This window comes from Nesterenkonia flava, assembly GCF_031432335.1.
Classification (GTDB): domain Bacteria; phylum Actinomycetota; class Actinomycetes; order Actinomycetales; family Micrococcaceae; genus Nesterenkonia; species Nesterenkonia flava.
Genome location: NZ_JAVKGT010000022.1, coordinates 39,177 through 50,786 on the forward strand (window position 1 = coordinate 39,177; position 11,610 = coordinate 50,786).

Genomic DNA, 11,610 nt, shown 5'->3' on the forward strand with positions numbered 1-11,610 from the left:
CTCGAGGCGCCGAATCAGAAGGGGCTGACTTCCTGACTGGTGTCCCACGGCTGCTCCCAGCCCAGGCGCGCGATGATGCGGTCCAGGAGGATTCCGGTGAATCCCCAGACCAGCACGTCGTCGTGGAGGAACGAGGGGCCGCGGAAGGTCATGCCGCCCCGCTGCATCATGGAGGTGCGTCGTCGTTGGGGATCCCGCAGGTGGGCCACCGGGGCACGCAGCACGCGCGCAACCTCGCCGGACTGCGGCGTGAGCACTCCCGGATCGGAGGTCACGGCCAGCACCGGCGTGACCATATAGCCGCTCACCGGAACGGGGGCCGGGGGCAGGGTCCCGGCGATCTCCACTCTGACGGGGTCCAGACCGATTTCTTCCTGCGCCTCGCGCAGGGCGGTGGCCGACGGGTCCGGATCAAAGTCCTCGCTGGCCCCACCGGGAAAAGAGATCTGACCGGGGTGTTTGGCCAGTCCTGCGGCGCGTTCGGTGAGCAGGACGTAGGGCGCAGGGGTGTGGGGTCGGTGCTCCTGCGTACAGAACAGCACCAGCACCGCGGCTTCCCGCGCGCGGGCGGGATCCATCACGAACTCAGGCGGCAGCTGGCTCTGCGGCACGCGTCCGGAGAGGGGATCCCACCAGTCCCCGCGGGCCGCTGCCTTCGGCTGCGCGCGACGGTACAGATCACCCTGGTGCAGCAGATCCTTCAAAGCGGAGTGCAGCTGCCCGGGCGAGGAGGGCAGCTGTGCCGGCGTCGTCGCGGGCTTCTCAGCTGAGGGCTGGTCAGGGGGGCTCTCAGGCACTGAGGGGGTATCCCTGATCCCGTAGCTGGCGGCGTGAATAGCCGGCGCGCATCTTCTCCAGCAGTTCCTCGCGCCCGGGAGCCAACTCGTATTTCAGCAGCGCCTGTGCCGCCTCATGATTGACCTCGCCGATACCGAAGGAGGGGCACCACTGGGCGATGGGGCAGGCGCCGCAGGCCGGGCGGCGGGAATGGCAGATCCGTCGGCCGTGGAAGATTAGCCGGTGGGAGAGCATGGTCCAGTCCTTGGGCTCAAAGAGCTGCGCTACCTCCTTCTCCACCTTCACCGGATCCTCCTGCTCGGTCATGCCCAAGCGGCGGGCCAGACGCCCAAAATGGGTGTCGACCGTCAGTCCCGGATGGCCGAACGCATTGCCCAGCACCACAAAAGCGGTTTTGCGCCCGACGCCGGGCAGTTTCACCAGCGCATCGAGGTCCTCGGGCACCTGGCCGCCGTGCTCGGCCACGAGCGCGGCGGCCAGGCCCAGCAGTGCACGGGCCTTGGCCTTATAGAAGCCGGTAGGCCGGATGATCTCAGCGAGCTCCTCTTCAGAGGCGCCCGCCATGGCTGCGGCATCGGGATACCGGGAGAAGAGCTCGGGGGTGATGGAGTTGACCCTGACGTCTGTGGTCTGGGCGGAGAGTACCGTGGCGACCAGCAGTTCGAAGGCGTTGGTGAAGTCCAGCTCCGCGACGGCATAGGGATAGACCTCCCCGAGCACGCGGTTGATCTTGCGCACTCGGCGCTTCTTCGCCAGTAGGGTCTCCTCAGCCATCCTCGTCATTCTAGGAGACGACGACGCCCGGCCTCGGCTCTACCCGCCTCAGGTCCGCCAGGCGGTGACATGCAGCGATACGAGGAAGCCGACAGCGCATGAACACCCGATCCGACCGTTGATGGACGAGTACTGACCGTTGAGACATCAGAAGTCGCCAAAGAATGTGATCTACGTCTCGCTTGCCCAAAATTTTCACGCTAAGGTGATTCGTAGAGCACATACCTCACCCTAGGAGGAGCGCATGACCACCACCGAAGCGTCCGAGAACGTCCAGGCCTTCCCTCCCAGTGAGGACTTCGCCGCAGCAGCGGTGGCGACGTCCCAAAGATACGACGACGCCCAAGCGGACCGCCTGGGCTACTGGGCTCAGCAGGCGCGCAGTGTGCTGAGCTGGGACAAGGACTTCACCGAGGTGCTGGACTGGTCCGAAGCGCCTTTTGCGAAGTGGTTCATCGGCGGAGAGGTCAATGCCGCCTACAACGCCGTTGACCGCCACGTGGAGGCCGGGCACGGAGGCCGGGTCGCCATTCACTTTGAAGGAGAGCCCGGGGACACCCGGACTCTCACCTACGGGGAACTCAAGGATGAGGTCTCCCGTGCGGCCAACGCCTTCGAGTCGCTCGGCGTGGTCAAGGGCGATCGCGTGGCCATCTATATGCCCATGATTCCCGAGGCCGTGGTGACGATGCTGGCCTGCGCCCGCATCGGCGCCATTCACTCCGTGGTCTTCGGCGGCTTCTCCTCCGATGCGCTGCGATCCCGCGTGGATGACGCCGAGGCCAAGCTTGTGGTGACTGCCGACGGCTCCTACCGCCGTGGCAAGCCCTCGCTGCTGAAGCCCAACGTGGATGAGGCGCTCGCCAAGCCCGGGCACACCGTGGAGCACGTCGTCGTCGTCAAGCGCAATGGTGAGGACGTGGAGATCAGTGAGGGACGGGATCTGTGGTGGCATGACCTGGTTCCCGGCCAGTCCGCCGAGCACGCCTACGTGCCGCACGACTCGGAGCACCCGCTGTTCATCCTCTACACCTCCGGTACCACCGGAAAGCCCAAGGGCATTCTGCATACGACCGGCGGTTATCTCACCCAGACGGCGGTCACGCACCGGGACACCTTTGACCTGAAGCCTGAGAGCGATATCTACTGGTGCACCGCCGACGTCGGATGGGTCACCGGCCACTCCTACATCGTCTACGGGCCCATGGTTAACGGCGCTACCCAGGTGATCTACGAGGGCACCCCGGACACCCCGCACAAGGGGCGGCTCTGGGAGATCGTGCAGAAGTACGGCGTCACGCAGCTCTACACCGCCCCCACCCTCATCCGTACCTGCATGAAGTGGGGCCGCGAAATTCCCGACGAGTACGACCTGTCCTCGCTGCGGGTGCTCGGCACCGTCGGCGAAGCCATCAACCCCGAGGCATGGCTGTGGTTCCGCGAGGTCATTGGAGCCAACAACGGACCGGGCAAAGAGCCCAAGGAACACCCGGCGCCCATTGTGGACACCTGGTGGCAGACCGAGACCGGCGCCCACATGATCGCCCCGCTGCCGGGTGTCACCGCCACCAAGCCCGGCGCCGCCCAGACCCCCGTTCCCGGCGTGGAGATCGGCATCGTGGACGAGATGGGCGAACCCCTGGGCAAGGGGCAGGCAGGACTTCTGGTCATTAGGGAGCCCTGGCCCGCCATGCTGCGCGGTATCTACAAGAACCCCGAGCGCTACAAGGAGACCTACTGGTCCCGTTTCGGGAATCTCTACTTTGCCGGCGACGGTGCCCGCTACGACGACGACGGCGATATCTGGCTCATGGGCCGGGTCGACGACGTCATGAACGTCTCCGGGCACCGACTCTCCACCACCGAGATCGAATCCGCCCTGGTGGCCCATGAAGCAGTGGCCGAGGCCGCCGTCGTCGGCGCGAAGGACGCCACCACCGGAGAGGCCGTCGTCGCCTTCGTCATCCTCCGCGGCAACCATGAGGGCGATGATCAGGATGCTCTGGAGCAGGAGCTGCGGGCCCATGTGGGCCGGGAGATCGGGCCTATCGCGAAGCCGCGCAACGTGCTGGTGGTGCCCGAGCTGCCCAAGACTCGTTCCGGCAAGATCATGCGGCGCCTGCTGAAGGACGTGGCCAACGGCAACGAGGTCGGGGACGCCTCCACTCTGGCCGATCCCACGGTCATGATCCAGATCGCGGAGGACATGCGCGCCAAGCACGGCAGCGCGTAACTTCGCAGCGCAGCAGGGGCGGCGGGCTGAACCCTCGAGGTCGGCTCGCCGCCCCTGCTGTGTCCTGGCTCACCGGTGTGTACTGTGGGAGGCATGACGACTGGACGGCTGCTCATCGTGCACGGACCCAACCTCAACCTTCTGGGGACCCGTGAGCCCGAGATCTACGGTGCCGAAACATTGGAGGACATCAATGAGCTCTGCCGCAGCACGGCTGCCGAGCTCGGATTCTCCGTGGACGCGGTGCAGTCCAATCACGAGGGCGAGCTGGTGGACGCTATCCAGGCGGCGCGGGGCGCCCAGGAGGGCATCGTCATCAACCCTGCCGCCTATACCCACACCTCGGTGGCGATCGCTGACGCGCTCAAAGCCGTGGCGCTACCCGTGGTGGAGGTCCATCTCTCCAACGTCCATGCCCGGGAGCCCTTCCGTCAGCACTCCTACGTCTCCCCGATCGCGGAGGCCGTCTTCGCCGGCGCTGGAAGCACCGGGTACCGCTTTGCGATCGAATACCTGGCCGGGCTGCTGAAGGACTCCTGAGGCGGCTGTGGCTGTGCACCCGCTCAGCCACAGGACCTGCCGGCTGCAGTCTCAGCGCTCCACACACTGACCGGTGCTGACGGTGTCAACGAAGCCTTCGGGCTCCGTGAGCACCTCGCCGGCGGCCTCCGCCGTGATGGCAAAGCCCACCGCGTTGCCTTCCATGGCCCGGGCGAAGATGACGCCCACAACGTTCCCGTCGGTGTCCACCAGTGGACCGCCCGAGTTGCCCTGTCGGACATCGGCGTTGACCTGGTAGATCTCCAGCGTTGAGGGGGAACCCCCGTAGATGCTGTTGATCTCGGAGACGTCGCGGGCCTGGACCAGTGCCGAACCGGCGGAGAAGGGACCTCCCGCCGGGTACCCCATGACAAACCCGGGAGCGCCGGGATCCAACGGGGCGCCCAGGTCCACCGACGGCACATCCACCGGATCCACGGCCAACAGTGCCAAGTCGGTGTTGGGGTTGAAGTACACCGCCCGGCCGGTGACCACCTGCCCTCCCGGCAGTTCAACGGAGGGCTCACCGACTCCGGCGATCACGTGTGCGTTGGTCACCACCCGGGTAGGGGTGATGGCGAAGCCGCTGCCGGACTGAGACTGCCCGCACTGGTGCGCAGTGCCGGTGATCCGAGCCACGGCCCCTGCTGTCTCCTCCGCCGCAGCGGTCAGGTCCATAGTCTCGGGCGCCTCGGAAGACTCCGGCACCAGCAGCTGGGCGATCTCCGGGATGTCAGAGGCCATGACCGTTCCGCGCAGTTGGGCGAACCAGGACTCGGTTGCTTCGGGCATCACGCCGTTGATGGTCTGCAGCACCGCCGATTGGCGCATGTGCTGATTCACCGCGGGGAAGCCCATGGCCTGCACGGAGAAGGACAGGGCGGAGATGACGACGACGGCGACCACCAGGTTCAGCACTCCGCCCACCAGGGAGCCCAGGCGCTGCAGCGTGGGGTTCTTGAACATGCGCTGCATCTCTGTGCCCGCGGCCGAGCCCAGCGCGTGGCCGGCGACCACCAGCACGATGGCCGCTCCAATCACGGCCACCACCCGCCACACCGGGTCCGGCACCCAGCCGGCGACTACGGGAATGGCGAAGAAGGCGGCGCTCGCCCCGATGAGGAAGCCGACAACGCCTCCCAGGGTGATCCAGATGCCGCGGGCCAGTCCCACGCCGAAGAAGCCCAGGATCACCAGCACCAGAATCACATCAAGAAGAGTCACGCTCACCGACACAGAATTTCATAATTTCAGCGGGCTGGGGGTGCTGAGCGGTGCAACACTCCGCGCGAGTTGAAGGTGATGTTTCCACCAACCTGCGTGAGCCTGGTAACTTCAGTAGAAGCCAGACTCTTTTTGACACGCCTTAGCTGAAGGGATCGCCATGGATCTCGATGTGCTGCGCCGCGCACCGCTCTTCGCCACCCTCGACGACGACGTCTTCACCGCGCTGACCAAGGAGCTCACCGAAATCGAGCTCTCACGCGGTGCCTCCATCTTCCACGAAGGCGACCAGGGCGATGAGCTCTACTTCATCGTCTCCGGCAAGATCAAGCTGGGGCGTTCCACCCCCGATGGCCGTGAGAACCTCCTGGCGGTTCTTGGCCCCGGCGAGATCTTCGGCGAGATGGCGCTGTTCAACCCCGCCCCGCGCACGGCCACCGGCACCGCGGTCTCCGAGACTCGCCTGGCCGGACTGAAGCACGAGAACCTCAAGGAAGTCATTACGACCAACCCAGAGGTGTCCGTGCAGCTGCTCCAGGCATTGGCCAAGCGTCTGACCCGCACCAACGAGTCTCTGGCTGACCTGGTCTTCTCCGATGTGCCCGGCCGCGTGGCCAAGGCGCTGCTGGACCTCGCCGACCGCTTCGGCCGTCCGGCGCCCGACGGGATCCTGGTGGCCCACGAGCTCACTCAGGAGGAACTCGCCCAGCTTGTCGGCGCCTCCCGCGAGACGGTGAACAAGGCATTGGCCGAGTTCGTGCAGCGCGGCTGGCTGCGCCTGGAGGCACGCGCCGTCGTCATCCTCGACATTCAGCGCATTCGTCAGCGCTCCCGCTGAGCCTCAGCCGCGGAGGTAGCGGCGCAGGTGCTGGCCGGTAAGCGTCTCCGCCTCGAGAAGCTGCGCCGGGGTGCCGGTGAACACCACCTCTCCGCCCTCGTGGCCCGGCCCTGGTCCGAGGTCCAGGATCCAGTCAGCGTGTGCCATCACGGCCTGATGATGCTCGATGACGATCACGGTCTTGCCTGCCTCCACCAGCCGGTCCAAGAGTCGGAGCAGGTTTTCCACATCGGCCAGGTGGAGTCCCGTGGTGGGCTCGTCCAAGATGTAGATCCCGCCGTCGCCGCCCATATGGGTGGCCAGCTTCAGGCGCTGGCGTTCACCTCCTGAGAGGGTGTTCAGCGGCTGGCCCAGTCTGATGTAGCCCAGCCCCACGTCCTGCATCCGGTCCAGGATCTTCATCGCTGCAGGCAGGGCAGCCGTGGAGGAGAAGAACTGGGAGGCTTCGGCCACGGAGAGGTCGAGCACCTCGGGAATGTTCCTCTCGCCTAGGCGGTACTCCAGAACGTCGGGACGGAAGCGGCGGCCTTCGCACTCCTCGCAGGGAGAGGTGACCGAGGCCATGACCCCCAGCTCCGTCTCGATAACTCCTGCGCCACCGCAGGCGGGGCAGGCGCCTTCGGAGTTGGCGCTGAACAGCGCAGGCTTCACGCCGTTAGCCTTGGCAAAAGCCTTTCGAATGGGTTCCAACAGGCCGGTGTAAGTGGCGGGATTGGACCGCCGGGATCCCTTGATCGGTGACTGGTCCACGGCCACGACGCCGTCTCGGGCCGCGGCATGCCCGTGGATGAGCGAGGACTTGCCAGAGCCGGCGACGCCTGTGACGACCGTCAGCACTCCCAGGGGGATATCGGCGTCGACTCCTTTGAGGTTGTGGGTGCTGGCTCCGCGGATCTCGAGCTGGCCCGTCGGCCGCCGGGGAGATTCCTTCAGCTGAGCTCGGTAGCTCAGGTGCGTGCCGGTCAGGGTCTGAGAGGAGCGCAGTCCTGCCAGATCACCTTCGTAGACGACCTGGCCGCCCTGGTTGCCGGCCCCGGGACCCATATCGATGACATGGTCGGCAATGGCGATGACCTCGGGCTTGTGCTCCACCACCAGCACGGTGTTGCCCTTGTCCCGCAGGCGCAGCAGCAGCTGGTTCATCCGTTCGATGTCATGCGGGTGCAGTCCGGCGGTGGGTTCGTCGAACACGTAGGTCACATCAGTCAGGGCCGAGCCCAGGTGGCGAATCATCTTGATGCGCTGGGCCTCGCCTCCGGAGAGGGTTCCGGACGGGCGGTCCAGGGAGAGGTAGCCCAGACCGATCTCTGTGAAGTGGTCCAGGGTCTCGCCCAGGGAATCCAGCAGGGGACGCACCGACGGAGCGTCGAGACCGCGCACCCAGTCGGCCAAGTCGCTGATCTGCATGGCGCAGGCCTGGGCGATGGTGATTCCGGCAACGGTGGAGGACCGTGCCGAGGCGTTGAGCCGGGTCCCCTCACAGTCGGGGCAGGGAATGAAGGTCACGGCCCGGTCCACGAACTCACGAATATGCGGCTGCATCGCCTCCCGGTCCTTGGAGAGGAAGGACTTCTGGACCGCCGGGATGAGGCCCTGGAAGGTCATGTTCGTGCCCGATATCTTGACCTTGGTGGCTTCCCGGTGAAGCAGATCATGTAGCTCGGTGTCGGTGTACTGGGCCACGGGCTTGTCGGGGTCGAAGAACCCTGACTCGGCGTAGAAGCGGACCGACCAGCCCCCGGGCTTGTATCCGGGGATGGTGATGGCGCCCTCGTTCAGCGACAGGGACTTGTCGACCAGCTGGTCGATGTCCAGGTCTGTCACGCGCCCGGTGCCCTCGCAGCGGGGACACATTCCGCCCAGCACGGTGAACTCTGCACGTTCGGGTTTCTTGGACGCGGAGGCCTTCTCCACTACGAGACCACCTTTGCCGTGAGCGGTGGCCACATTGAAGCTGAAGGCATTGGGGGAGCCGATGTGAGGCTCACCTATGCGGGAGAAGAGAATGCGCAGCATGGCGTTGACATCGGTGACCGTGCCTACTGTGGAGCGGATATTGGCGGCGAGCCGCTCCTGGTCCACGATGATGGCGGTGGTCAGCCCCTGCAGCACATCGACGTCTGGCCTGGCGAGGGTGGGCATGAACCCCTGGAGGAAAGCGGAGTAGGTCTCGTTGATCATCCGCTGAGACTCCGCGGCGATGGTCCCGAAGACCAAGGAGGACTTACCTGAGCCGGAGACACCTGTGAACACCGTCAGACGGCGCTTGGGAATCTCCAGGCAGATGTCCTGCAGATTGTTCTGCCGGGCGCCCTGGACGCGAATCATGTCATGGGCATCAGCCGGATGCGCAGTGGTGCTCATGGGGCTGAGTGTAGTGCGCCCACTCCCTTGCGAGGAGGCGCGGTGCGAGCGCGTCGTTCCGGGACTTCAGGCGCTGGGGGAGCGCTCGGCCCGCCGTTGACGCAGCGGGACCCGAAGCCCGGAATCACGCAGAATCCGCGCTAACTCCTTGCCGCTAACCTCCACGGCTCCGCAGCTCACCAGCAGCTCATACCGGTAGGCGGGCACATCGTAGTGATCCCGGTCGAAGGCACGGGGACTGATACCTGCGGCCCCGGCGAAGGAATGAAGCTCCGTGAGGGACTCATCGGAGATCAGATGCCCGAACGTGGTGCCATGGGCCGGCCACACGGGCGGATCGATAAAGACAGTCATCAGGCCAAGGAGCATAGCTCATCAGTCCGGGAGTTCTCCGGCCAGCGGCAGGCGTTCCAGGGTGGTGTGCAGCGGACCCCCGGAACGACCGCGACCCAGTTCGGAGATCACCAGCTGGGCTTCGGAAGCATGCCAGGAGGGGCCCTCGTAGACGGAGAGTGGCTCTGCGCGCAGGCGAAGCTGATCTGCGCCTGCGCGGCGGTCTCTAGCGCGGGCGAGGGTCACGTGAGCCCGCCGGCGCCCTCGGTGCGCCACCGGGTCCGGGTTCAGGCTGTGTGGGGCGCCGATCTGCTCGCACTGAGCCATCACCCTCGTCAGCAGGGTGAGACTGCTGCTGTGCGGGCTGGACGTCAGTTCCTGCACGCCTACCCACAGGACGCTGTGGGTGAACACTCCGGCCCCACGCAGCCTGATGGGCAGCGGCGGGGTCCGGCGCAGGGCCTGGGCCAGCTCACCGGCGAGATCCTCGACTGCTCCGTCGGGGACTTCGCCGAAGAACGCCAAGGTGATGTGTCGTTGCTCGGCGGGGACCCACCGCAGGGCGGGGCGGCCCCGCCCGCTCGGCCATGGCGCGGATGCCTCCACGGACCGGATCGCAGAGTCCAGGTGCTCGGCGACTGACTCCGGCAGCCGCAGGGACGCGAAGAGTCTCACCACCCCACGCTAAACGAGCAGCGCAGTGCGTGGCGACCCTCTTCCCGTGAACCGGCTCGGAAGGCCAGGTCCGCCGCTGGATCATTTCAGAGCTTCCGGCGGCCCCGCGCGTGATGTGCTGCGAGCCTGCAGCGGTGGAAGCGAAAGGTGCTCCGCGAAGGCCAACAGAACCACCGGGCGGCTCACCGTGAGGGTCACTTCAGTAGGAAACTCGCCCCCGACCCGGCACTCCTCCAGTGTGACGTCGTTGCGGGCAGCAGTCTGCTCCGCCACGGTGCACGGATCTCCCGAGAGCAGGCCGCGAGCTGCGTCGGCCCCGGCGAGCGCGGCGAGATCGGAGGCTCGGCTGGCATGCGTGGAAGCTGCCGAGCCAGCGCCGACGGCATAGACCATGGCAAGCAGCACTAGCAGGGCGCTGATGAGCCCCAGGGCGAGGACCGTCCCGGAACCGCGTTCACGCTCGGCCGCCGTGCCTACGCGGTTTCTCATGGGCGAGGGTCCTTCGGCAGGTGTTCCACCCGTGCGCGGGCCTGAGCGCTGTGCTCTGCCCTGAGAGTCACCAGACCCAGCAGCTCCACGGGGCGGGTCACGGTGACGTGGGCGTAGGGACCATCGGAGGTGACCTGAACAGCGGCATTCTTGCCGGCGGTAGTGCGGGCGACCTGCTCCGCGAAGGCTGGCGACTCCCCGCGGGCCAGCTCGCGAGCAGCGGCCCGCGCAGCATCCTCAACAGCCACACGGGCCGCCCCATGCGTCCCGACGCCCAGCACCAGAAGCAGCACTAGGATCACGGCGGGGACGGCCATCGCAAACTCCGCGGCGATGGATCCCCGTTCGTGACGCTCCCGATGAGCGCTACGCATCTCTGGGTACTTTCTGCTGAGATCTGAGTCAGTGGCTCAGGGCGTTCTGCACCACAGACTCCAGAAGCCCCCGAACGGTGTCCGAGGTCAGGATGGCTGTCAGCAGACCGGCGAACCCGACGGCGGCGAGCATGACGATGCCGTACTCTGCCGTGGCCAAACCCTCCTCGTCGCTGTGCAGGGACTTCAGGGCCTTCTCCGCCTGTTCACGTAGCAGCGGCACCGGCCATGCGGTGTTCTTCATGAGTTCACTCCTTCTGGTGGGAAAACCCCGGCCTCACGCCGAGGCCCTTCCAGCTTCGGCAACGACGCGCAGGAGCGGTGCAGAGTTCACGGGGAATGTGCAGGCGCCCGCGCGTTGACGGTGCGCTCACCTGGCTGGGGAACAGTGCCTCAACACCCCTCCGCAGCCGGGCACTAGGCTGAGTTCATGCCCGCTGCAGGACGCCTTCCAATAATCCGCCCCGCGAGGCCCGGAGAACTCGACTCTGCCGCTGAGGTTTTGACCGAGGCATTCCACGATTACGCCTGGACGCGGTACGTCATCCCTGAGACGGGTTACGAAACCCGGCTGTGGAAGCTTCAGCGGCTCTACCTCGGGCACGCTCTGCGCCACGGGGTCGTCGTCGTAGATGAGAGTCACGACGGTGTGCTTGCGGCACTTCCGCCCGATGCGCCGCAACCGTCGACCTCTTTCATGGAGCGCGTGGTGGATCTGCATGGACCATCAGTATGGCGGATGAGTACCGCGCTCTCGGGTGGTGTCGAGTAGAGAGTCGTAGCCGTCAGCAAGAGGGAGCTCCCAGTGCTGTCCCCTGCCGACGGAGCCCACGGCACGGCCCGAGGTGCCACCTTCCCCGGTATGAACGATTTCGAGGATCTGCGTGCCTGGGCGCAGAACGTCATGACTAGCTGTAGTTCCTCGACACGTTGTGAACAGTCCGTGACGTGAGCGGAGACCTCCGATA

At 66.1% G+C, this 11,610-nt stretch carries 13 protein-coding genes; 4 read left to right on the plus strand and 9 right to left on the minus strand.

What is annotated here, in order from left to right; all coding sequences use genetic code 11:
• Positions 1-14 precede the first annotated feature (14 nt).
• Both RH857_RS09225 and nth read right to left on the minus strand, forming a co-directional pair.
• Complete coding sequence (locus RH857_RS09225; protein ID WP_310537688.1) at positions 15-797, minus strand: NUDIX hydrolase; 783 nt, start codon at positions 795-797, stop codon at positions 15-17.
• Positions 790-1,572: an endonuclease III gene (nth, locus tag RH857_RS09230; protein WP_310537689.1), complete on the minus strand. Its 783-nt coding sequence runs from the start codon at positions 1,570-1,572 to the stop codon at positions 790-792. The genes RH857_RS09225 and nth overlap by 8 nt, the downstream gene beginning before the upstream one ends.
• A 244-nt stretch (positions 1,573-1,816) precedes the next feature.
• On the opposite strand from nth, the gene acs reads away from it, so the two are divergent.
• Both acs and aroQ read left to right on the plus strand, forming a co-directional pair.
• The gene (gene acs / locus RH857_RS09235) at positions 1,817-3,805 is read left to right on the plus strand and encodes an acetate--CoA ligase (protein WP_310537690.1); all 1,989 of its coding nucleotides are present in this window, start codon (positions 1,817-1,819) and stop codon (positions 3,803-3,805) included.
• Positions 3,806-3,898: 93 nt separating this feature from the next.
• The gene (gene aroQ / locus RH857_RS09240) at positions 3,899-4,345 is read left to right on the plus strand and encodes a type II 3-dehydroquinate dehydratase (protein WP_310537691.1); all 447 of its coding nucleotides are present in this window, start codon (positions 3,899-3,901) and stop codon (positions 4,343-4,345) included.
• 51 nt (positions 4,346-4,396) lie between these two features.
• Here aroQ and RH857_RS09245 read toward each other — a convergent pair whose 3' ends face one another.
• Positions 4,397-5,575 carry a MarP family serine protease gene (locus RH857_RS09245; RefSeq protein WP_310537692.1) on the minus strand — a complete coding sequence of 393 codons (1,179 nt, stop codon included), beginning with the start codon at positions 5,573-5,575 and terminating at the stop codon, positions 4,397-4,399.
• Positions 5,576-5,729: 154 nt separating this feature from the next.
• Between RH857_RS09245 and RH857_RS09250 the strand changes: the two genes are divergently transcribed.
• Positions 5,730-6,407 carry a Crp/Fnr family transcriptional regulator gene (locus RH857_RS09250; RefSeq protein WP_310537693.1) on the plus strand — a complete coding sequence of 226 codons (678 nt, stop codon included), beginning with the start codon at positions 5,730-5,732 and terminating at the stop codon, positions 6,405-6,407.
• Between the two features lie 3 nt (positions 6,408-6,410).
• Here RH857_RS09250 and RH857_RS09255 read toward each other — a convergent pair whose 3' ends face one another.
• From RH857_RS09255 to RH857_RS09280, 6 genes are all read right to left on the minus strand, one after another.
• The gene (locus tag RH857_RS09255; protein ID WP_310537694.1) at positions 6,411-8,771 is read right to left on the minus strand and encodes an ATP-binding cassette domain-containing protein; all 2,361 of its coding nucleotides are present in this window, start codon (positions 8,769-8,771) and stop codon (positions 6,411-6,413) included.
• A 66-nt stretch (positions 8,772-8,837) separates the two neighbouring features.
• Positions 8,838-9,125 (minus strand): DUF4031 domain-containing protein, encoded by a 288-nt coding sequence (locus tag RH857_RS09260; RefSeq protein WP_374761145.1) that lies wholly within the window; start codon positions 9,123-9,125, stop codon positions 8,838-8,840.
• Positions 9,126-9,146: 21 nt separating this feature from the next.
• A complete protein-coding gene (gene thpR / locus RH857_RS09265; RefSeq protein WP_310537695.1) occupies positions 9,147-9,779 on the minus strand; it encodes an RNA 2',3'-cyclic phosphodiesterase in 633 nt (210 codons plus the stop codon).
• Between the two features lie 81 nt (positions 9,780-9,860).
• Positions 9,861-10,268 carry an Rv3654c family TadE-like protein gene (locus RH857_RS09270; RefSeq protein WP_310537696.1) on the minus strand — a complete coding sequence of 136 codons (408 nt, stop codon included), beginning with the start codon at positions 10,266-10,268 and terminating at the stop codon, positions 9,861-9,863.
• Positions 10,265-10,642 (minus strand): TadE family type IV pilus minor pilin, encoded by a 378-nt coding sequence (locus RH857_RS09275; protein WP_310537697.1) that lies wholly within the window; start codon positions 10,640-10,642, stop codon positions 10,265-10,267. The genes RH857_RS09270 and RH857_RS09275 overlap by 4 nt, the downstream gene beginning before the upstream one ends.
• A 28-nt stretch (positions 10,643-10,670) precedes the next feature.
• Positions 10,671-10,886: a DUF4244 domain-containing protein gene (locus tag RH857_RS09280; RefSeq protein ID WP_310537698.1), complete on the minus strand. Its 216-nt coding sequence runs from the start codon at positions 10,884-10,886 to the stop codon at positions 10,671-10,673.
• 186 nt (positions 10,887-11,072) lie between these two features.
• On the opposite strand from RH857_RS09280, the gene RH857_RS09285 reads away from it, so the two are divergent.
• Entirely contained in the window at positions 11,073-11,414 is a 342-nt protein-coding gene (locus RH857_RS09285; protein ID WP_310537699.1) for a hypothetical protein, read from the plus strand.
• Positions 11,415-11,610: the final 196 nt, after the last annotated feature.